The sequence below is a fragment of the Wolinella succinogenes DSM 1740 genome, from assembly GCF_000196135.1.
In the GTDB taxonomy this organism is placed as follows: Bacteria; Campylobacterota; Campylobacteria; order Campylobacterales; family Helicobacteraceae; genus Wolinella; species Wolinella succinogenes.
Genome location: NC_005090.1, coordinates 1,889,748 through 1,911,032, shown reverse-complemented (window position 1 = coordinate 1,911,032; position 21,285 = coordinate 1,889,748). Strand labels below are relative to the sequence as shown.

22 protein-coding genes are annotated in these 21,285 nt (G+C 48.8%); 16 read left to right on the top strand and 6 right to left on the bottom strand.

The window, feature by feature from the left end; translation table 11 throughout:
• Positions 1-47 precede the first annotated feature (47 nt).
• Positions 48-1,106: a flagellar biosynthesis protein FlhB gene (gene flhB, locus WS_RS09450; RefSeq protein WP_011139793.1), complete on the bottom strand. Its 1,059-nt coding sequence runs from the start codon at positions 1,104-1,106 to the stop codon at positions 48-50.
• Positions 1,107-1,161: 55 nt separating this feature from the next.
• Between flhB and WS_RS09445 the strand changes: the two genes are divergently transcribed.
• Positions 1,162-1,533: a thioredoxin family protein gene (locus WS_RS09445; protein WP_041571910.1), complete on the top strand. Its 372-nt coding sequence runs from the start codon at positions 1,162-1,164 to the stop codon at positions 1,531-1,533.
• On the opposite strand, the gene mobA is transcribed toward WS_RS09445, so the two are convergent.
• Positions 1,519-2,115 (bottom strand): molybdenum cofactor guanylyltransferase MobA, encoded by a 597-nt coding sequence (mobA, locus tag WS_RS09440; protein WP_011139791.1) that lies wholly within the window; start codon positions 2,113-2,115, stop codon positions 1,519-1,521. The genes WS_RS09445 and mobA overlap by 15 nt on opposite strands.
• 111 nt (positions 2,116-2,226) lie before the next feature.
• On the opposite strand from mobA, the gene moaA reads away from it, so the two are divergent.
• From moaA to WS_RS09425, 3 genes are all read left to right on the top strand, one after another.
• The gene (moaA, locus tag WS_RS09435) at positions 2,227-3,192 is read left to right on the top strand and encodes a GTP 3',8-cyclase MoaA (protein WP_011139790.1); all 966 of its coding nucleotides are present in this window, start codon (positions 2,227-2,229) and stop codon (positions 3,190-3,192) included.
• Between the two features lie 85 nt (positions 3,193-3,277).
• Positions 3,278-4,696 carry an Asp-tRNA(Asn)/Glu-tRNA(Gln) amidotransferase subunit GatB gene (gene gatB / locus WS_RS09430; RefSeq protein WP_011139789.1) on the top strand — a complete coding sequence of 473 codons (1,419 nt, stop codon included), beginning with the start codon at positions 3,278-3,280 and terminating at the stop codon, positions 4,694-4,696.
• A gap of 5 nt (positions 4,697-4,701) precedes the next feature.
• Positions 4,702-5,595 (top strand): NAD(P)H-dependent glycerol-3-phosphate dehydrogenase, encoded by an 894-nt coding sequence (locus WS_RS09425; protein WP_011139788.1) that lies wholly within the window; start codon positions 4,702-4,704, stop codon positions 5,593-5,595.
• Here WS_RS09425 and mnmH read toward each other — a convergent pair.
• Genes mnmH through WS_RS09410 form a run of 3 tightly spaced genes read right to left on the bottom strand, consistent with a single transcriptional unit; the run spans position 5,575 to position 8,991 of the window.
• Positions 5,575-6,591, bottom strand: coding sequence for a tRNA 2-selenouridine(34) synthase MnmH (mnmH, locus tag WS_RS09420; RefSeq protein ID WP_011139787.1), 1,017 nt, complete (start codon positions 6,589-6,591; stop codon positions 5,575-5,577). The genes WS_RS09425 and mnmH overlap by 21 nt on opposite strands.
• Positions 6,585-7,598: a dihydroorotase gene (gene pyrC, locus WS_RS09415; protein WP_011139786.1), complete on the bottom strand. Its 1,014-nt coding sequence runs from the start codon at positions 7,596-7,598 to the stop codon at positions 6,585-6,587. The genes mnmH and pyrC overlap by 7 nt, the downstream gene beginning before the upstream one ends.
• A 13-nt stretch (positions 7,599-7,611) precedes the next feature.
• Positions 7,612-8,991: a phosphomannomutase/phosphoglucomutase gene (locus tag WS_RS09410; RefSeq protein ID WP_011139785.1), complete on the bottom strand. Its 1,380-nt coding sequence runs from the start codon at positions 8,989-8,991 to the stop codon at positions 7,612-7,614.
• A 168-nt stretch (positions 8,992-9,159) separates the two neighbouring features.
• Between WS_RS09410 and hisC the strand changes: the two genes are divergently transcribed.
• The 5 genes from hisC to dxs are packed head-to-tail and all read left to right on the top strand — an operon-like array spanning position 9,160 to position 15,770.
• Complete coding sequence (hisC, locus tag WS_RS09405) at positions 9,160-10,263, top strand: histidinol-phosphate transaminase (RefSeq protein ID WP_011139784.1); 1,104 nt, start codon at positions 9,160-9,162, stop codon at positions 10,261-10,263.
• Between the two features lie 38 nt (positions 10,264-10,301).
• Positions 10,302-12,035 carry a flagellar basal-body MS-ring/collar protein FliF gene (fliF, locus tag WS_RS09400; RefSeq protein WP_011139783.1) on the top strand — a complete coding sequence of 578 codons (1,734 nt, stop codon included), beginning with the start codon at positions 10,302-10,304 and terminating at the stop codon, positions 12,033-12,035.
• Positions 12,036-12,044: 9 nt separating this feature from the next.
• Entirely contained in the window at positions 12,045-13,070 is a 1,026-nt protein-coding gene (fliG, locus tag WS_RS09395; RefSeq protein ID WP_011139782.1) for a flagellar motor switch protein FliG, read from the top strand.
• Positions 13,063-13,914: a flagellar assembly protein FliH gene (fliH, locus tag WS_RS09390; protein ID WP_011139781.1), complete on the top strand. Its 852-nt coding sequence runs from the start codon at positions 13,063-13,065 to the stop codon at positions 13,912-13,914. The genes fliG and fliH overlap by 8 nt, the downstream gene beginning before the upstream one ends.
• Positions 13,911-15,770 carry a 1-deoxy-D-xylulose-5-phosphate synthase gene (gene dxs / locus WS_RS09385; RefSeq protein ID WP_011139780.1) on the top strand — a complete coding sequence of 620 codons (1,860 nt, stop codon included), beginning with the start codon at positions 13,911-13,913 and terminating at the stop codon, positions 15,768-15,770. The genes fliH and dxs overlap by 4 nt, the downstream gene beginning before the upstream one ends.
• A gap of 6 nt (positions 15,771-15,776) precedes the next feature.
• Here dxs and WS_RS09380 read toward each other — a convergent pair whose 3' ends face one another.
• Positions 15,777-16,373: a peroxiredoxin gene (locus WS_RS09380; RefSeq protein WP_011139779.1), complete on the bottom strand. Its 597-nt coding sequence runs from the start codon at positions 16,371-16,373 to the stop codon at positions 15,777-15,779.
• A gap of 168 nt (positions 16,374-16,541) precedes the next feature.
• Here WS_RS09380 and metK point away from each other — a divergent pair, with 168 nt between their 5' ends.
• The 7 genes from metK (at position 16,542) to WS_RS09345 (ending at position 21,272) form a co-directional block, all read left to right on the top strand.
• The gene (gene metK / locus WS_RS09375) at positions 16,542-17,702 is read left to right on the top strand and encodes a methionine adenosyltransferase (protein WP_011139778.1); all 1,161 of its coding nucleotides are present in this window, start codon (positions 16,542-16,544) and stop codon (positions 17,700-17,702) included.
• A 108-nt stretch (positions 17,703-17,810) separates the two neighbouring features.
• Positions 17,811-18,095, top strand: coding sequence for a DUF362 domain-containing protein (locus WS_RS09370; RefSeq protein ID WP_041571909.1), 285 nt, complete (start codon positions 17,811-17,813; stop codon positions 18,093-18,095).
• A 216-nt stretch (positions 18,096-18,311) separates the two neighbouring features.
• Entirely contained in the window at positions 18,312-18,725 is a 414-nt protein-coding gene (ndk, locus tag WS_RS09365; RefSeq protein ID WP_011139776.1) for a nucleoside-diphosphate kinase, read from the top strand.
• Between the two features lie 104 nt (positions 18,726-18,829).
• Entirely contained in the window at positions 18,830-19,090 is a 261-nt protein-coding gene (locus tag WS_RS09360) for a YceD family protein (protein ID WP_158305214.1), read from the top strand.
• A gap of 26 nt (positions 19,091-19,116) precedes the next feature.
• Positions 19,117-19,272, top strand: a complete 156-nt coding sequence (gene rpmF, locus WS_RS09355) for a 50S ribosomal protein L32 (protein WP_041571908.1) — start codon at positions 19,117-19,119, stop codon at positions 19,270-19,272.
• A gap of 2 nt (positions 19,273-19,274) precedes the next feature.
• Positions 19,275-20,270: a phosphate acyltransferase PlsX gene (gene plsX / locus WS_RS09350; protein WP_011139774.1), complete on the top strand. Its 996-nt coding sequence runs from the start codon at positions 19,275-19,277 to the stop codon at positions 20,268-20,270.
• Between the two features lie 9 nt (positions 20,271-20,279).
• A complete protein-coding gene (locus tag WS_RS09345) occupies positions 20,280-21,272 on the top strand; it encodes a beta-ketoacyl-ACP synthase III (RefSeq protein ID WP_011139773.1) in 993 nt (330 codons plus the stop codon).
• Positions 21,273-21,285: the final 13 nt, after the last annotated feature.

The following is a 21,285-nucleotide window of genomic DNA, read 5'->3' as shown; positions in this document are numbered from 1 at the left end:
ACTGTTTTGGGATTGTACCCCAACCTCCTTTAGCCAAGGATTAGGGGCTAGTTTTTCTTCTTGTTGAGTTTATAAACATAGGCGAGCACTTCAGCGACGGCTTGAAAGAGTGTCTCAGGAATCTCCTTGTCCACATCGGCGTTTTTGTAGAGTTCTCTGGCGAGAGTTTTGTTCTCCACGATCTGTATCTCATGCTCTCTGGCAATCTCTTTGATTCGAATCGCCATGAAGTCCACCCCTTTGGCGATAACCCTTGGAGCGCGCTCTTTTTGGGTGTTGTAGCGGAGTGCCACGGCGTAGTGGGTGGGGTTGGTGATGACCACATCAGCGGTAGGGAGCTGCTGCATCATGCGCTTCATTGCCGCTTGCATCATGAGCTGGCGAATCTTGCGCTTGATTTCAGGATTCCCCTCCATCTGTTTGTACTCATCCTTCACCTCCTGCTTGGTCATGCGGAGGCTTTTGAAGTATTGATAACGCTTAATGGCAAAGTCGATGGAGGCCATCACAAAAAAGAAGAGCAGGAGAATCGCCGCTAGAATGAGCGCTTTATCCTTAAACCACCGCATCTGATCAAAGAGAGGGAAGAGCGAGACGGTGGTGAGCTCCCCAATAAAGGAGAGAAAGACCCAAAAGCCAATCCCAAAGGCTGTGAGCACCTTGACGGTGAGGAGTGTGCCATCGAGTAGTTTTTTCAGCGAAAAAAGATTTTTGAGCCCCGTAATGGGGTTGAGTTTGGAGAATTTGGGCTCGATCGCTTTGGAGCTAAGAAGGAATCCAAACTGGCTCACATTGCCCGCCACTCCAATGATCATCAGAGCGATAAAGAGGGGAATCACGAGTAAAAAATATTCTAAAGCGATAGAGATCGCAAGAGAGATGGCATCTTTTCGGCCTATCTCCTCATGAAAATAGGGGGTGACCTGATGAAAGACCCTGCCTGTGCCATCCACCCAATAGGTGAAGAGCACATAGATGAGGATTAGTCCTACTAAAAGGCCAAAAAAGACCACCACTTCAGGGCTTTTGGGGACATTGCCATCCTCGCGGGCTTTCTCGATCTTTTTCCCACTAGGTTCTTCGGTCTTCTCTTCTTCGTCCGCCATGATTCCTGCCGTTTTTTGGTTAAGATTCTATCTTAAAAAACCCAAAGGAGAGCGGATGAGGGCACTGAAAGTGGGGCTTTTTATCGGGCTGTTTTGGCTAGGGAGCGCTCTATGGGGTGGGGCTTTTGAAGATTCTTTGGCGATGGCTAAAGCACAAAACAAGCCTTTGGTGGTGATGGTGAGCTCTAGAGCGTGCCCCTATTGCATTCGCACTCACAAGCAGGTTCTTTCTCGACCTTCGATACAAAAGGCGCTAGAGGGGAAAATTTGGCTTGAAGTGAATCGTGACGAAGAGAGACTCGCTGAGGCGATTGAGACGAGGTTTGTTCCTAGTTTCTTCTACTTTTCTCCCGCAGGCGAGCTGCTGGGGGAGAGGCTTGGCTACCAGCTCCCTGAGGCTTTTTTGGAGTTTCTACTTGACCCTTGAGGGAAGTTTGGCTAAAGCGGCTTGATACTCCTCTTTGGTGTTGAGGTTGGAGAACTCCTCTTCATCTAAAAAATCGACAAAAAGCGTCTCGCTACTCTCCACTAGAGCAGAGAGCTTGTAGTTTTTTTCCTCCAAAAGCTCCTCAAGCCTAGGGAGAATCGACTCTTTGTAGAGGCCAATGAGATAGTGTTTTTTGGCAGGAGTTTTGGCTAAAATCGCCTCATGACCCTCTTTGCCTCTCTCTAAAATCTCTCCAATGGTTTTAAAGCTCACAAAAGGAGCGTCCACGGTGATGAGGAATATCTCGTGAGCATAGAGCTCATTAAAGAGCGTGTTGATTGCCACTCCAGGGGCGGAGGTTTCTGAGTCATCCTCGATAAATTCGGCCTCAAACTCAAAAATAGAGGAATCTTTGGTTGAGATGTAGACGCTCTCAAAGATCTCTTGAAGACGGCGATACTGGTACTCAGCCAAACTAGAGCAGCCCCCAAAGGGGAGAAGCGCCTTATTTTTTCCCATACGGCTGCTTTTGCCGCCCGCTAGAATGACGCAAGGGGTGGAGAATTTTTGGATCGGGTTCATTGTCCTTCTCATGTGCAGTTTTTAACGCTCGAATTATATCTATTTTTTAGCTTCGTTTTGGATATTATTAGGCCAAAAAGAGTCCTGAAACTCAACAAAATAGGGAGTAAAATGCTTATCGATAGTTTTGGACGCACAGTGGATTACATCCGAATCTCTGTAACCAATCGATGCAATTTCCGCTGTCAGTACTGCATGCCCGACACACCAGAAGATTTTTTTGATGCAGAGGAGGATATTCCTTTGGCTCAGCTTTTGGAGCTCGTGAAAGTGGCAATTGATGAAGGGGTGAAAAAGATTCGTATCACAGGAGGCGAACCGATGATCCGCAAGGATTTAGATTGGTTTATCGCCCAAATCTACCTCTACAATCCTGAGATTGATATCGCGCTCACTACCAATGGCTTCTATCTGCGCCATTTCGCCAAAAGTCTCAAAGAAGCGGGCTTGAAGCGTATCAATGTATCGCTTGATTCTCTTAAGCCTGAACGGGTTGCGCTCATCTCGAAAAAAAATGTTCTTCCTCAAATCCTAGAGGGAATCGACCTTGCCCTTAGTGTGGGGCTCATTGTCAAGCTCAATATGGTGCCGCTCAAAGGGGTCAATGAGGATGAGATTCCCGACCTTATCGCCTTTGCTCAAAGTAAAAAAGTGACCATTCGTTTCATTGAATTCATGGAAAATAGTCATGCCAAAGAGGGGGCGACTGGCTTGCGCCAAAAAGAGATACTAGAGCGCGTGGCGGAGCGATTCTCCTACAAAAAGATCGAGAAAGAGTTTTTTGGACCGGCCACGCTCTATGAGCTAGAGGGTGGAGGAAAATTTGGAATCATTGCACCCCATAATGACGACTTTTGCGAGAGTTGCAACCGTGTGAGAATCAGTAGCGATGGCAAAATCATCCCTTGTCTCTATTTTGAGGACGCAGTGGACGCCAAAGAGGCAATGGAAAAAGGCGATAGAGAGGGAATCAGACGAGCCCTCTTGCAGGCAGTGACCAACAAGCCAGAGAAAAATGAGTGGAGAGAAGAGGACAACAAAACCTCTGGTCGCGCCTTTTACCAGACGGGAGGGTGAGGCTCTTAACTTGCTTTAGGGCAAAAAAAGTTAAGATTCTCCCATAAAAAGCTCTAAAACAATCCCTCTCTTTACAGGAAAAGCGATGTTTGAAACCGTCATCGGACTTGAAGTCCACGTTCAGCTCAACACTAAAACCAAAATCTTTTGCTCCTGCGCCACTAGTTTTGGCGAAGAGCCCAATAAAAATGTCTGCCCTGTCTGTCTTGGACTTCCCGGAGCCCTCCCCGTGCTTAATGGCGAGGCGGTGAAAAAGGCGGTCAGTTTTGCCAAGGCGGTTAATGCCAAGGTGAATCAAAACTCCATTTTTGCACGAAAAAACTACTTCTACCCCGACCTCCCCAAAGCCTATCAAATCTCGCAGTTTGAGATTCCTATCGTGGGCAAGGGCTGGCTTGATATCGAGGTGGATGGAGAGAAGCGCCGTATTGGAATCACGCGCGCTCATCTTGAAGAGGATGCGGGGAAAAACATCCACGAGGGCGAAATCTCCAAAGTGGATCTCAATCGCGCTTGCACGCCTCTTTTGGAGATTGTGAGCGAGCCTGATATGCGAAATAGTGATGAGGCGATCGCCTATCTCAAAAAGCTCCACTCCATCGTGCGCTATCTTGAGATCAGTGATGCGAATATGCAAGAGGGCTCTTTTCGATGTGACGCGAACGTCTCGATTCGCCCCAAAGGTGATGAGAAGCTCTACACTCGCGTGGAGATCAAGAATCTCAACAGTTTCCGCTTCATTCAAAAGGCGATTGAGTATGAGGTAGAGCGACAGATTGAGGCATGGCAAGAGGGAGTCTATGCCAAAGAGGTGGTGCAGGAGACACGACTTTTTGACACGGACAAGGGCGTGACTCGCTCCATGAGGGGCAAAGAGGAGAGCGCGGATTATCGATATTTCCCCGATCCTGATCTTTTGCCTGTTTTTATTGATGCAACGCTCATGGAAGAGGCGGAGAAGATTCCTGAGCTGCCCGATGAGAAGAGAGCACGATTGGTGCGTGATTTTGGACTCAAAGAGTATGATGCGGGTGTGATTGTGGCGGATTTGGAGATGGCTCGATTCTTTGAGACGATGTTAAGCGAGGGAGCTTCGGCTAAGGGAGCCGTGACTTGGCTCACCGTGGAGCTGCTAGGACGCCTCAAAGGCGAGAGCGGAGTGCAAAATAGTCCTGTGGACGCCAAGAGACTCGCTTGCTTGGTGAAGCGAATCGAGGATGAGACCATCAGCGGCAAGAGTGCCAAAGAGGTGCTCGATGTGCTTGTGGCGGAGGGCGGAGAGGTGGATGCGATCATTGAGCGCTTGGGACTTAAGCAGGTGAGCGATGATGGAGCGATTTTGAGTGTGATTGATGAGGTGTTGGCGCAAAATGGCGACAAGGTCGCTGAGTATAAAAGCGGCAAAGATAAACTCTTTGGATTCTTTGTCGGGCAGGTGATGAAGAGCGCCAAAGGGGTCAATCCCGCCAAGGTCAACGACCTGCTTAAAAGCCGCCTAGGTTAGCTTGTATGGATGTAGCCATCATTGGCGGGGGAGCGTGGGGAAGCGCGCTCTATAAAGCGCTCTTAGAAAAATCTTCGGTGGCGCTAGTCTCCCGCTCCGGGCGCGAAGGAATCCACCAATGCTCGCTCCAAGAGGCGTTAGAGGCGCGATTTTTGGTGTTAGCGATTGCCTCTAGTGCTCTAAGGGGGTGGCTCAATGAGGCCAATCTCCCTCCAAAGACCAAGATTTTGGTGGCCTGCAAGGGAATCGAGGAGGGGAGCGGAGCGCTGGTGAGCGAGATTTTAGAGGAGTTTTTGCCTAGAGAGAATCTCGCCTATCTCGCGGGCCCCTCTTTTGCCAAAGAGGTGCGCGAGGGGCTTCCTTGTGCTTTGGTGATCCACTCTCATCACCTAGAGTTAGCCCAAGAGATGAGCCAATTTTTTCCTTCATGGATTCGTCTTTATGTCGAAAATGACGTCGTGGGGGGCGAAGTTTGCGGTGCCTACAAAAATGTGATCGCCATTGCGGGGGGAATCTGCGATGGTCTAGGTCTAGGCTATAACGCCAAAGCCTCGCTTGTGGCGAGGGGATTGGTCGAAATGGCACGCTTTGGGCAATATTTTGGCGCAAAGATTGAGACCTTTTTGGGTCTCTCTGGCGCGGGCGATCTCTTTCTCACTTCAGGCTCCACCCTCTCTAGAAACTACCGCGTGGGGCTTGGACTCGCCCAAGGCAAGAGCTTGGAGGAGATATTAATTGAGCTTGGCGAGGTGGCTGAAGGGATCAAGACCGCTAGGGCGATCACGCAAATTGCTCAAAGAGAGGGCATTCACGCTCCCATCGCACACGAGGTGAACGCCATCTTGCAGGGCAAGAATCCCAAAGAGAGCCTCAAAGACCTACTCTCTCACGGACGATAAAATCTCCCCTTTGATTCGCTCAAGCTCTTTGAGGGTTGATTCTTTGCTGGTGTGGAGAATCGTGTACTCACAGGGCTCCATCTTATAAACCTTGTCGTAATACTCCACCAAAAGCAACTCAGCGCATCGCCTCAAATCCCCTTGCCAAAATGCCAAAGAAGCTGCCTTGTGAGCCTCTTTATTCATGTATCGGGCAATTTTTTGCATCGCCCCTTCAAAAAAAGCAGGAGAGATAGAGGCATACTCCTGCATGGTTCGGTCGATTCGAGCCTCTAGGGGAGAATCGATAAAGACTTTGGGCGCGCTCTTGTAGCGCTCATAAAGAGGGGAAGGGAGGATGAGATTCCCTAGTCTCTTGCTCTCCCCCTCTACGGCGACGAGAGGCTCCTCTCTTAGCCCTAAAAGGCGCTCAAAGAGGAGGTTTTGAAACATCTTCGTGCTGGGCTGCTCCCCCTCGATGGCTCCAAAGCTTGAGCCTTTGTGGCGGGCTAATCCTTCAATATCTAGACTCCAAGAGAGCGATTGAATGAGCTCGCTCTTCCCTCCGCCGGTGGGGCCAACGAGCGTGAGAAAAGATTCTTTTCGTGGGACTTGCCAAGAGGCGGCGACATGGGCGCGATAGCCCTTGTAGCCTCCGATGAGTCTTGCGATCTGATAGCCAATAGAGGAGAGGATGAGCGCTAAAGAGAGGCTTCTTTGACCCCCGCGTGCGCAGTAGATGAGCACTTTTTGGGAGGGATGAAGCGAATCTTTGAGCCAAGAGAGAGCAGAGGCAATATTGGCACAGATGAGAGAGGCGCCAAGAATCCTCGCCTCAAAGGGCGATTCTTTATAGAGGGTGCCGACCCTCTCATGCTCCAAATCGCTTAGGACGGGGAGATTGAGCGCACCGGGAAGGTGTGATTCGAGGTATTCGTGAGGAGAGCGAACATCGATAACAAGGGAGAAGGCGGAGCGATGGCTTAAGAATCGCTCCAGAGTGAGCTCTTCTAGCACGAACTCTCCACTCTCCAGCGGACTCTCTTGCCTGCCTCAGGGGGGATGAATCCCGAATAATCCTCCTCTATGAGCGATTCTTCTTGAAGAAGGGTCACCCTTTTGCCTAAGGGGGCGATTCCATAAATCCTATGGGCATTATCAGAGACAAAAGCCTGAAGATTTTCTAGCTTCCCGTGGCGCTCAAAGAGCTCGGCTAAAAGGGGTAAAAGCAAGGGAGCGCTAAAGATTCCCGCTGCCCCTTTGGCGCTCTCTTTGGCCTCTTTGGGGTGGGGAGCGCTATCGCTTCCAAAGGAGATTTTGGGGTGGGCGCCTAATGCCGCCTTTTGCAACGCCTCTCTATCTCTAGGGAGTTTTAAGACAGGTTTGCAGAAGAGGTGAGGATTGAGGGCTTGGCCTAGGAGGTCATCAAGTGTGTAGAGGAGGTGGTGGAGGGTGAGCGTGCCATAGAGATTGCTAAAACGCTCGATTCGCTCTAAGGAGCGGGCATCGCTCATGTGCTCAATGATGATTTGAAGCTTTGGAAAGGTGCGTGCAATCTCCTCATAGACACTCAAAAACTCAAACTCCCTCTCTAGGACAAACCCTCCGCTCTCGCCATGCATTGAGAGGATGAGACCAAGAGATTGCATCGTTTCTAGGATTTGGAGGGTTTTAGGGGTGAGAATCTGCGCCACACCCGCCTCGCTTCCCGTGGTGGAGCCCTTAGGGTAGAGTTTGATGATTCTAATTCCCTCTATTTGGGCTAAAGTGAGCTCTTCTAAAGTGAGATTCTCATGAAAAAAGAGCGTCATAAAGGGGATGAAGCGCTCTTTGGGGCAAGCCTCCTCAATGCTCTTTTTGTAGGAGAGCACCTCTTGGGTGGTGCAGAGGGGTGTTTTGAGGTTAGGCATCACCACTGCCCCGCTAAAGAGATTCGCTGTGTAGGGGAGGACGCGCTTTAGGGTTTCGCCCTCTCGGAGGTGAAGATGCATATCCAAGGGATCGATGAGGGTGAGTCTCTCCATGGGATTCTCCTTTTTAATTTTGCTCTTGTTGCGCTTGGTGGATGAGGGCTTCAAGCGATTCTTGATAGAGGGCTAGTTTCTCTTGGCTCTTGGCCTCAAAGCGGGTCACTAACACAGGCGTGGTGTTACTAGCGCGCACAAGTCCCCATCCTTCTTCAAAAATCACTCGGATTCCATCCACGTCAATCACCTCCAAGATGGGGGGGAGACTCTCTTTTTTCTCTAAAAGAAGCGCTTTGATTCGTTCCATCAAGGGGAATTTCTTCTCCTCGGTGGTTTTGACTTTGAGCTCTTCGGTGGAGAAGAGAGGGGGGAGCGACTCTTTCTCTAAGTCTAGATTGATTCCCAAAAGGAGTAGTTCCATCGTCCGAAGTGCCGCGTAGATGGCGTCATCGTAGCCAAAGTAGCGATCATTGAAAAAGAGGTGTCCGCTCACTTCAGCCGCTAAATGCGCTCCTAGCTCTTTGAGTTTCACTTTGAGGTTGCTGTGACCTGTTTTATACATCACCGCCTGACCTATTTTGTTGATCTCCTCATACATACTCATGGAGCACTTCACCTCGCCAATGACGAGGGGATTTTTCATCTGTTTGGCAAAAATGACCGCCAACTCATCCCCTTTAAAGATGTACTTAGGGGTGAGCACTGCGATTCGGTCGGCATCCCCATCAAAGGCAAAGCCAAGGCCACCACGCTTTTTGAGGAGCGCTTGCAAATCCTCTAGATTGTGGGGATCGGAGGGGTCTGGATGGTGATTGGGAAAGCGTCCATCAGGCTCGCCATAGAGCACTTCGCATTCTAGGTTCAAGGCCTTTAAGATAGGCTCTAACGCCACACCCGCCACCCCATTGCCACAATCAATAGAGAGGGGAATAGAGAGGGATGAGAGCGCCTTGAACTCCTCTTTCATGTAGGTGATATAGCGACCCAAAGCGTCCGCAAAGTGAATTTTGGGGGGTTTGGAGCAGGAGATTTTAGCTTCGATGAGTTTTTGCGCCTCTTCTCCAAGAGCGGTGATGGCTTCGCCAAAAAAAGGCTCTTTAAAGAGCGTGATCTTAAAGCCATTATATTCAGGGGGGTTGTGAGAACCTGTGATCATCACCGAGCCATCAGGCGTGATTCCTTCAAAAGAGTTAAAAAGTGAAAAATAGGCCACGGGAGTGGGGATGAGCCCTAGATCAAGAATCTCAATATCGGCTCCTGCGACCCCCTCAGAGAGCCAAGTGAAGAGCTCTCTAGAGTGGGTTCTGGCGTCATGTCCGATGGCTAGGTATTTTCCACCCCTAGCCCTCACGCGCTCCCCTAGCAAAAAGCCAATCGCCCTCACGCTCTCTTGGGTGAGCTCGGTGGGGTAGATTCCCCGAATGTCATACTCTCGAAAAATGGTCTGCATGGTTGTGTTCCTTGGGGCAGAGCTAGAAATGTGGCTCAAGAAGTTTTGAATCGTGAGGAAATTGTATCAAGGGGTCGTTAAAGATAGGCTTGAAAATTTAAACCCTGAACTTAGAAAAAATTGGTTAAAATGTTTGATTACCGAAAAACATTGTTGATAGGGCACTCCATGCAATTCAATCCCACGCTTGATTCGATCAAAACCTACGAAGCGGGCAAGCCCATTGAGCTTGTCGTCCGCGAATATGGCATCAAACCTCAAAACGTCATCAAACTGGCTTCCAATGAAAATCCCTTTGGCGCTTCGCCCAAGGTGATTGAGGCGATTGCGAAGGAGGCGGTGAATGCCCATCGCTATCCTGATGATTCGATGTTTGAGCTCAAAGAGGGGCTGGCAGGGCGCTTTGGCGTGAAGAGCGAGAATGTGATCATTGGCTCAGGAAGTGATCAGATTCTAGAGATGGCGGTTCACGCCAAATGCAACGCCTCCTCCAAGGTGCTCATGTCCAAGACCACCTTTGCGATGTATGATGTCTATTCAAGGCAGGTTGGGGCGAGGATTCTTCGCACTCCAAGTGATCAGCACCATCTTGGAGAGTTTTGGGAAATCTATCAAAAAGAGCGCCCTGAAATCCTCTTCCTCTGCCTCCCTAATAATCCACTAGGTGAGTGTTTGGACAGGGAAGAGGTCTATGACTTTTTACAAAAAATTGATGATGAGACGCTAGTGATTGTGGATGGAGCCTACCAAGAGTACGCCGCGTTTAAAGATTCCCAAAAAAGAATCGATCCCAAGGATCTCATCGAGCGCTTCCCTAGCTCTATCTTCCTTGGCACCTTTTCTAAAGCCTTTGGGTTGGGTGGCATGAGGGTCGGCTATGGAATCGCCCAGCCCTCTATTATCCAAGCCCTCATGAAGATGCGAGCCCCCTTTAACATCACCACACTCTCGCTCAAAGCGGCGATTGAGGCACTCAAAGAGAGCGCCTATGTGGAAGAGACCATCAAGGAGAACTTTAAGGAGATGAGGCGCTATGAGGAGTTTGCGCTTGCCCAAGGAATCGATTTTATCCCCTCTTACACTAACTTCATCACACTCCTATTGAAGAATCGAGTCGATTCCTCGGAGTTTTCTCAGTGGTTGTTGGAGCGAGGATTGATCGTGAGGAATCTTAAATCCTATGGAATCAATGCGATTCGTATCACGATTGGCAGGAGCTTAGAGAATGATCGTTGCTTTGAGTTGATGCAAGAATATCTGCACCAATTCTAAGCTCAATGAAATCAATCCAATCAAGGACGGAGAGCTAGGTGGACTTCAAGGTACTCTTTAATCAGATACAAAATCTCTACGCCAAGCTCAACCTCAAACAGAAGCTGGTGATCCTTGGGACGATCGTCGGCGTGGTGGCTTTTGTTTCGTTCTTGATTGTCTATAACGGAGGCAAGGGCAAGAGCCTAGATGGCTACGCCGTCCTCTTTGAGGGGGTGAGCCCCCAAGATGGTGCGCTCATTATCCAGCACCTGGAGCAGTCCAAGATTCCCTACAAGCTCCCCAAAGACAACACGATTCTTATCCCCGAAGAGAAGGTCTATGAGGAGCGAATCAAGCTTGCTAGTAGCGGGATTCCCAAAAGCAGCAAAGTGGGATTTGAGATTTTTGACAAGCAGGAGTTTGGGGCGACCGACTTTGATCAAAAGGTGAAATTTGTCCGTGCCACCGAAGGCGAGCTAAGCCGAACTATCGAGAGTCTCACCCCCATTGAGAAGGCCTCTGTTCATATCGCCATCCCCAAAGATTCGGTTTTTGTGAGCAAAGAAACCCCTCCAACCGCCTCGGTTGTGCTTCGACTTCGCCCTAATATGGCGCTCACCCCCGCTCAAGTCTTGGGGATTAAAAATCTAGTTGCCGCGGCCATCACACGCCTTGAGCCTGAAAATGTTCGAATCGTCAATGAAAATGGAGAGCCTTTAGGCGAGGGCGATGAGCTCACCACCTCTAAAGAGATGGCAGCGGTGCAGATGCGATACAAGCAAAACTTTGAGCGCTCTGTTGAGGAGAAGATTGTCAACATCCTAGCCCCCATTATTGGCGGAGCGGATAGAGTGGTCGCCAAGGTGACGGCGGAGTTTGATTTTTCGCAAAAGCAGAGCACTCAAGAGCTTTTTGACCCTAACAATGTCGTGCGCAGTGAGCAGACTCTCGAAGAGAAGAGAGAAGGATTTAAGCCCAAAGAGATTGGGGGTGTGCCCGGTGCGGTGAGCAATATCGGCCCTGTGCAGGGGCTTGATAGCCAAGATGTGCGAGATAAATATGAAAAGTCTCAAACCACCACCAATTTTGAAATCAGCAAGACCGTCTCAAGCATTAAAGGGGAATTTGCCACGATTAAGCGACTCTCGGCCGCTGTTGTGGTGGATGGAAAGTATAAGACTAGCGTGAATGAGCAGGGCAATGAGGTCTTGGAGTATATCCCTCTCTCTGATGAAGAGATGGAGAAGATCAATGGCTTAGTGCGTCAAGCCATGGGCTTTAGCGGGACGAGGGGCGATGAGGCGACCGTGAGCAACTTTGAATTTGACGCCAAGAGTGCTGGCTATGCTCCCAAAACTCCAGTGGAGCGTTTTGTCCAAGGGCTTGAAAAATTCATGGGCCCCTTCATGCCGATGCTCAAATATGTCATTGTGGGACTTATCCTCTTTGTCTTCTACAAAAAAATCATCGTGCCTTTTGCCGAGCGAATGCTCGAAGTGCACGAGGATGAGGACGAGGAGATTGAATCACTCATCAAGCTTGATGATGACGATGAGGATGCACTCAACAAGTTCAACGAGATGAAGCGGCGTGTTGAGGAGCAACTAGGGCTTGGCAGTGGCTTAAGCGAAGATGAGATTAAATATGATGTGTTGCTAGAGAAGATGAAAAATATCGCCATGGAGAAGCCTGAAGAGGTGGCGGGAATCTTCCAAACACTCATTCGTGATGAGCTTGGGTTGGATGATATGTCTTCAAAGTTGATGGCGGAAGCCAAGGCTAGAAAGTAGGACGGGAGCATGAATCTAGGACCACGACAGCAGGCACAGTATGATGAGCTTAGTATGGCGGAGAAGGTCGCCATCTTGCTCATTCAGATGGGAGATGAGATCACGGGTGAGATATTTTCTCACCTCGATCTTGATTCCATCACTGAAATCTCTAAATATATCGCTCAAAGCAATGGCGTGGACAAGGCAATTGCCACTGCGATTTTAGAAGAGTTTTATGCCATCTTCCAGTCTAATCAATACATCAGCACAGGCGGCTTTGAGTATGCCAAAGAGATTCTCTATCGCGTTCTTGGTCCTGAGGAGGCGAAAAAGGTTCTAGATAAGCTCGCCAAGTCGATGCAGTCAGCGCAAAACTTCTCCTATCTCTCTAGGGTGCGACCCCAGCAGCTCGCTGACTTCATTATCAACGAACATCCCCAAACCATTGCCCTCATTCTTGCTCATATGGATCCTAGCAGTGCGGCTGAGACATTGGGGTATTTCACGGATGATTTGAGGGCGGAGATTGCGATTCGTATGGCCAATCTTGGCGATATTTCACCCAATGTGGTCAAGCGCGTCTCCACTGTTTTGGAGAATAAACTCGAATCGCTCACTAGCTACAAGGTCGAGGTGGGTGGCCCAAGAGCGGTCGCTGAGGTCTTCAACCGCCTAGGCCAAAAAGCAGCCAAGGCAACGATCGCCTACATTGAGCAGATTGATGAGCAGCTAGCCAACGCCATCAAAGAGATGATGTTCACCTTTGAAGATATTGAGAAGCTTGACAACAACGCGATTCGAGAGATTCTCAAAGTCGCAGACAAAAAAGAGCTCACGCTGGCGCTTAAGTCAGCTCCTGAGGAGCTCAAGCAGAAGTTCATCTCCAATATGTCGCAACGTGCGGGCGAACAGTTTATGGAGGAGATGCAGTTCTTGGGTGCAGTGAAGGTCAAAGATGTCGAATCGGCACAGCGAAAAATTGTCGAGACCGTCCAGTCGCTTGCGGAGCAGGGCGTGATCCAAATCGGCGAAGAAGAGGATATGGTTGAATAACTATCAACAGGAGAACGTTATCTCCACGCAAGGACAAAGTCGGCACAACATCAAGCGCTACGAGTTTAAAGTGCTCGATTCTTTAGCCAAAGAGGAGCCTCAAGAGTCATTTGAACCCCTCTCCTCTTTGCCCTTAGATTCTCATATACCCCAAGAGAATCTTCCCCCCTCGCCCTCTACTCCCCCTACCCCCCCTACCCCTTCAATTCCTGCAAGCCTCATTGAAAATGAGCTCATCGAGCGACTTTTGCAAAAGAGTGATGAGCTGGCAGGCTCTTTAGCCAAGATGCAGATGCAATTAGATAAACAGCAAAAAGAGATGGATTCTCTGATCAAAGAGGCAAGAGAAGAGGCGAGGGCTCTTGGAATCAAGGAGGGGCAAGAGCAGGCAAGAGCAGCCATGCAGGAGGAGGTGGAGGAGCAAAAGCGTGCACTCATTGCCTCAATCGAACTCTTGGAGGGCACCTCTAAAGAGATGGAGAAGCAGATTGGTTCTTTGGAGCGTGAGCTGAGTGCGATCGCAGTGGATATTGCCAAAGAGGTGATTGTCAAAGAGGTCTCTGAAAAAAGTGCGGAGGTGGCGCACGCGCTGGCGAAGAATTTGCTCGATTCCCTCAAAGAGGCCACCAAAGTGCTGCTTAAGCTCAATCCTCAAGACTACGCCCTCTTGGTGAAGCACTTTGAGGGAGAGGAGCGAATCAAAATTCAGCCTGATAAAGCCATTGCCAAAGGCGGGGTGGTTATAATCAGCGATAATGGCAATCTAGATGGGACGATTCTTTCAAGATTCCAAACGCTTAAGAAGTCGATTCTAGAAAATTTAGCCGATCGGAGAGAAGAATGAATCTCAAAGGTAAAACCCTCAAGGAGCTAGAGGAGGTCTCTTTAAGCATTAGAGAGAGAATCCTTGAGGTGGTCTCCCACAATGGGGGGCATCTGAGTTCAACCTTGGGGGCGGTAGAGCTGATTGTGGGGATGCACGCCGTCTTTGATTCTTCTAGGGATCCTTTCATTTTTGATGTAAGCCATCAAGCTTACGCTCACAAGCTTCTCACGGGGCGATGGGAGGAGTTTGCCACACTTCGTCAATTCGAGGGGGTGAGCGGGTTCACCAAGCCAAGCGAGAGCGAGCATGACTACTTCATCGCGGGACACAGCTCGACCTCTATCTCTCTCGCCGTCGGTGCGGCCAAGGCGATTTCACTCTCCTTGGAGAAGAATCGAATGCCCGTGGTGCTCATCGGGGATGGCTCCATGAGTGCGGGACTTTGTTATGAGGCGCTCAATGAGCTTGGCGATCGAAAATATCCGATGGTGATTTTGCTCAACGACAATGAGATGAGTATCGCTGAGCCTATTGGTGCGATTAGCAAATACCTTTCTCAGGCGATTGCGGGGAGATTCTTTCAATCCATTAAAGGCAAAGTAGAGAAGCTTCTCGCCCATCTTCCTGAGGGGGCGAGCTATATGGCCAAACGCTTTGAGGAGTCACTCAAGCTCATCACGCCCGGAATCCTCTTTGAGGAGCTGGGGCTAGAGTATATTGGCCCCATTGATGGGCACAATCTCAAAGAGATTATCGAGACGCTTAGAATCGCCAAGGCAATGAACAAGCCCGTCATCATTCATGCTCAAACCCTCAAAGGCAAGGGGTATAAGATCGCCGAGGGGCCCAGGGAGCATTGGCATGGGGTGGGTCCTTTTGATCTCTCTAGCGGAGAGCCACTCAAAAAGCCCTGTAGCAGCTCTCCTACTGATATTTTCTCTAGAACACTTTTGGAGCTCGCTAAAGAGGATGAGAAGGTGGTCGGGGTGACGGCGGCCATGCCAAGTGGAACGGGTTTGAGTGCGCTTGTCCATGAATTTCCCAATCGTTTTTGGGATGTAGCGATTGCCGAACAACATGCCGTCACCTCAATGGCTGCTTTGGCCAAAGAGGGCTACAAACCCTTTGTAGCGATCTATTCGACCTTTTTGCAAAGGGCTTATGATCAGATTATTCATGATGTCGGAATCATGAAGCTTCCTGTGAAATTTGCGATTGATCGCGGAGGAATCGTGGGAGAGGATGGAGAGACCCACCAAGGGATTTTAGATATTGGCTATCTGCGGCTTATTCCCCATATGACTCTCATGGCGCCCCGTAGCAATGAATCGCTTAAAGAGGCGGTGAAGTTTGCTAAGGATTTCTCTCTAGGCCCCATCGCCTTTCGCTACCCTCGAAAGAGCTTTGTTTTGCAAGAGGGAATTTTTAGCGAATCTCCTTTTCTCTATGGCAAGGCCGAAAGGCTTATGGAAGGAAAAGATGAGGTGCTTTTTGTGGGATTTGGAAATGGCGTGGGGCGTGCCTATGAGGTCTCTAAAGTGATGGCTTCAGAATATGAGGTGGGATTGGTCGATTTGCGCTTTGTCAAGCCTCTTGACCATGAGACGCTTTGGGAACTCTCTAAAGAGTATCGCTATTGGCTTGTCTTCAGCGATGCCTCTAAAGTGGGGGGAGTGGCTTCAGCCCTTTTGGAGTGGAAAGCCGAAGTGGGGGCTGAAGTGGAGATTCTCTCAATGGAATTAGAGGATGAGTATATTCAGCATGGCAAGGTGGAGCAGGTGGAGGAGGAGATTGGTTTTGATGTGAAAGGTCTGAGCCAAAAAGTGAGAGAGAGATTGGAGAGGATAGCCAACAGCCAAAGGCTGTTGGTCTAGGAGAGACTAGAGCTTCTCGGAGTTTTTGGCGAGATACTCAGCGACACCTTTGGTGTCAGCCTTCATTCCCTCATCCCCTTTCTGCCATCCTGCGGGGCAGACTTCGCCATGCTCATTGACAAATAGCATGGTGTCCACCATACGAATCATCTCATCAATGTTTCGACCAAGGGGAAGATCATTGATGACGGCGTGTCTTACGGTTCCATCTTTGTCAATCAAGAAAGAGCCCCTAAGAGCGACAGATTCGTTGAAGAGTACATCAAAATCTCTAGCGATCTGCTTGGTGAGGTCGGCTACAAGAGGAAATCGAACCTGTCCGATTCCGCCCTCTTTGACGGCCGTGTTTTTCCACGCAAAGTGGCTAAACTGAGAATCGACAGAGACGCCAATCACATTGATTCCTCTAGCTTGGAACTCCTCAAGGCGCTTATCAAACGCAATGATCTCAGAGGGGCAGACAAAGGTGAAATCAAGGGGATAGAAGAAGACAACGGTTCCGCTTTTACCAAAGTTCTTGTAGAGCTCGAAATCGCTAACGATCTCATTGTTTCCTAGGACGGCTGTGGCGACAAAATTGGGGGCTTTGTTGGTGACCAACATGGATAACTCCTTGTGATGTTATTTATTAGAATTTAAAAACATAAATAAAGCGATCGCGAGTTTGTTAATAAAAATTATTAACAAAGAAATTGTAACCATTAAAAGTTAAATATTAGATTAAAGTTGGATGGGCTAAAATGCATAAAAATTAAAACACAAGGTGAATTCATGAGAAAAGAGTTTCTCTTCACATCCGAATCTGTAACCGAAGGTCACCCTGATAAGATGGCTGATCAGATTAGTGATGCGATTCTAGATTATATTATTGAGCGTGACCCTAAGGCGCGCGTCGCGTGCGAGACACTCCTCTCTAATGGTTTTTGTGTGATCGCAGGAGAGCTTAAGACCACCACCTATGCTCCTATGCAAGAGATCGCTCGTGAGGTGATTCGAGAGATTGGCTACACCGATGCCCTCTATGGTTTTGACTATCGAAGTGCAGGGATTTTAAATGGAGTGGGCGAGCAGAGTCCTGATATTAACCAAGGCGTGGATCGAGAAGATGGCGAGATTGGCGCGGGTGATCAAGGACTCATGTTTGGCTATGCGTGCCGCGAAACGGAGACCCTTATGCCGCTTCCCATCTTCCTCTCCCACAAGATCACCGAAGGATTGGCCAAGGCAAGAAAAGATGGAACCTTGCCCTTCCTCCGTCCTGATGGCAAATCTCAGGTCACGGTTCGATATGTCGATGGCAAGCCTGTAGGAATCGACACCATTGTTGTCTCCACGCAACACGCTCCTGATGTCTCCCAAGAGCGCTTGAGGGATGCTGTGATTGAAGAGATCGTCTATAAAGTACTGCCCAAAGAGTATCTTGGAGACGACATTCGATTTTTTGTTAATCCTACAGGCAAGTTTGTCATTGGAGGTCCTCAAGGAGATGCGGGACTCACAGGGCGGAAGATCATTGTCGATTCTTATGGGGGTAGTTGTCCTCATGGGGGCGGGGCGTTCTCAGGCAAAGATCCCAGCAAGGTGGATCGAAGTGGGGCGTATGCGGCACGATATGTGGCTAAAAATCTTGTGGCCTCAGGTGTGTGCGACAAAGCAACCATTCAGATTGCTTATGCGATTGGAGTGGTGGAGCCTGTTTCGATTTTGGTGGACACTCATGGGACAGGAAAGGTGGAAGATGACCAGTTGGAAACATGCGTACGCCAGCTCTTCCGCCTCACTCCTAAAGGAATCATTGAGAGTCTTGATCTCTTGCGTCCTATCTATAAAAAGACCGCAAGTTATGGCCACTTTGGTCGAGAACTCCCTGAATTTTCATGGGAAAAGACGGATAAGGCGGAGTTGATTAAAAACTATTTTAATCTAAAATAGTGAGTTTTTTATAAAAGGTTAAATTTTAGCTTTAGGTTGATTTTATCCTTCGTGGAATATACTTCAGCCAGCTCACGAAGCTATAATTTAACCAAGGAGCGAAGCACCATGGCTGTGAAAATCACTGATATCTGTATCGCCTGTGGAGCCTGTATTGATGAGTGCCCCGTTGAAGCGATCGTGGATGATGACGATAACCCTCAGGGTAACGGAATCTATTATGTTTACCCTGATAAGTGCGTAGAGTGCGTTGGTCATCATGATGAGCCTGCTTGTGCGAGTGCTTGTCCGACTGAGGGGTGCATTGTTTGGAGTGAGTGTGTTGGGGATCAACCCTGTCGAAGCGAAGTTGATGCATCTAAGCGAAACGGTAAAGTCGCTTGCGTCAACTAAGAATCTCCGTCGTCTCTTTGTAGATTCTCCCCTTTTGGGGGAGAATCCCTTCTTTTCCCTCTCTTTGAAGCAAAATTAATCTAAAAACCAGCAAATTTTCTGTATAATCCACCTCCGTTTTGTTTTTCGTCCACCGAAGATTTTCTTTTGAAAGTAATCCTATTTAATCGGGAACGACATAAAGACCCATTCATGAACGAGGAGAATAAAAGCCCTATGGAACAAACTCTTTCAATTATTAAGCCTGATGCAGTAGCCAAGAATGTTGTCGGAAAGATCATTGATCGATTCGAGAGTAATGGTCTTAAAGTCGCTGCCGCTAAACGCCTTCAGCTTAGTCGAGCCGATGCGGAGCAGTTTTATGCCGTTCACAAAGAGCGCCCCTTTTTTAAAGATCTTGTTGATTTCATGGTGAGCGGTCCCGTGGTAGCGATGGTGCTTGAGGGCGAAAATGCCGTCTTGAAGAATCGAGACCTCATGGGTGCAACCGATCCCAAGAAAGCAGCGCCTGGAACGATTCGAGCGGATTTTGCCGATAGCATTGATGCCAATGCGGTGCATGGTAGCGATTCTTTGGAGAATGCCAAGATCGAAATCGCCTTTTTCTTCTCTGGCAGGGAGATCAACTAACTCCGCCCATGAGAATCGATTTCAAAAAAATCACAAGAGAGCCAAAAAAGTTCTCTCTCTCCGCCTTTGGGTGTGACATGGAGGGCTCAATCCAAAAGATTGAGGTGAACTTGTTCCAAGTGGATGCTAAGCTTCGCGGCGAAATTGAGCTGATTTGCGACAGAAGCGGCGAAGAGTACACCCAAAAGCTCGACGAAGAGCTTAATCTTAAAGTCTCTGATGGCCTCTACACCCCAGGGTCTGAAGAGGAAGATTTCGATGTAATGGAATTTTTTGGCGGGCAGCTTGATATGGAGGAACTTCTAGCGAGCGAGCTAGAATCGATCCGCCTAAGCTATCATGTCAAGGAAGATTCCGCCCCCTAAAACTTAAATTTTTCAAGGAGTAAGCTATGGCAGTACCAAAGAGACGAGTCAGTAAGACAAGAGCAGCAAAAAGAAGAACTCACTACAAAGTTACCCTTCCTGCGCCCATCAAAGACAAAGATGGAACATGGAGAATGCCCCACTGCGCCAATAAGTTCACCGGAGCTTATAAACAGAACTAAATATGGTAAGAGTCGCCATTGATGCCATGGGAGGGGACTTCGGTCCCGCTCCAATCGTGGAAGGAACCCTCCTTGCCTTAAATGAGAAGGATTTTATCCCTTTTTTGGTGGGCAACAAAGAGATTATCGAACCCCTTATCCCTCAAAAATACAAAAAAACATTAGAAATCATCGACTGTAAAGACTTTATCAAAATGGAGGAGGGCGCCTCTAGTGCCATTCGTCGCAAAGATAGCTCGATCTATGTAGCCACAGAGCTTGCCAAAGAGGGCAAGGTGGATGCTTTGGTCTCAGCGGGTCACAGCGGAGCCACGATGAGTCTAGCCACCCTGCGAATTGGTCGGATCGAAGGAGCTTCTAGGCCTGCAATTTGCGCCATTATGCCAAGACAAGATGGAAAACAGAGCCTGATTCTAGACGCAGGAGCGAATGTCGATTGCAAACCCGAACACCTTTATGAGTTTGCCCTCATGGGATATGAATATTCTAAGAATGTGATGGGGTATGAAAATCCAAGAATCGGTCTGTTGAGTAATGGTGAAGAAGAGAGCAAGGGCAATGAGCTCACCAAGTCTGCTTTTTCACGACTTAAAACTCTTAAAGGATTTGTGGGAAATGTCGAGGGGCATAATATCTTTGATGGCAGCACCGAGGTGATCGTGTGCGATGGTTTTGTGGGTAATATCGTCCTAAAGACCAGTGAAGGAGTGGCTGAATCAATCACTACTCTCATCAAAAATTTTGTGAAAGTCTCTCTCACGGGTGTCGTGGGGGCGCTTTTCATGAAAAATGTCTTTAAAAAACTCAAGAAGCGGATGGATTATGCAGAGTATGGCGGAGCCCCTCTTTTGGGAGTGAATGGGAATGTCATCATCTGTCATGGCAAAAGCAACGCCAAGGCGATCAAAAACGCTATTTTTCAAGCGCTCACTTCCGTTGATCAGAAGATCAATGAGAACATTATCAAGGCTTTTGCCTCTCATCCCTCCAAGGAATAGGAATATCTTTTGTACGCATCACTCCGCTCCATAGGAGCTTATATACCCCAGAAAGCCTTCACCAATGCCGATATGGAGAAGATGGTGGAGACCAGCGATGAGTGGATTAAAAAGCGCACGGGAATCAAGACGCGCCATTTTGCTGAGGCCAACGAGGCTACAAGCGATCTAGCGACCAAGGCGGCCAAAGTCGCCATGGAGCGCGCTGGTGTGAAGCCTGAAGAGATTGATATGCTCATCACGGCGACCATCTCTCCTGATTACCTCTGTATGCCCTCCACTGCCTGTGTGATCGCGCACAATTTGGGGATAGAGGACAAGCCTGCTTTCGACATTTCAGCGGCTTGCAGTGGGTTCATCTATCTCCTCTCTATCGCCAAAGCCTACATTGAATCGGGCATGGCCAAGACGATTTTAGTGATTGGGGCAGAGAAGCTGAGCGCCATCACTGACTTTACCGATCGAAGCACCTGTGTGCTCTTTGGCGATGGAGCAGGAGCCGCGATTATTGGGGTGACAGACTCCAAAGAAGAGGCGATTCTAGATGTCAATATTGCAGCCAATGGCAAATATCAAGACTTCCTGATGACACCTGGCTGTGGAAGTCGCCATCCCGCTTCCCAAGAGGTGATCGACCAGCGATTGCAGTTCATGAAGATGAAAGGCAATGAGACCTTTAAGTTGGCGGTTAAGACCCTCTCTAATGATGTCAAAGAGATTTTGGAGCGCAATCATCTCACCTCCAAAGAGATTCACCACTTTATCCCTCATCAAGCCAACTATCGTATTATTAAAGCAGTGGGTGATCTTTTGGATTTCACGCCCGAGCAGATCGCTATCACAGTGGATCGCTTCGGAAACACTTCCGCCGCCTCGATTCCCATGGCGATGAACGCTCTTTATGAAGAGGGGCGACTCAAAAATGGAGAGAAGGTTCTTCTAGATGCTTTTGGGGGCGGGCTCACTTGGGGGTCGGCGATTCTCACCTTCTGCGGTCGCTAGAATCAGGGAGAAA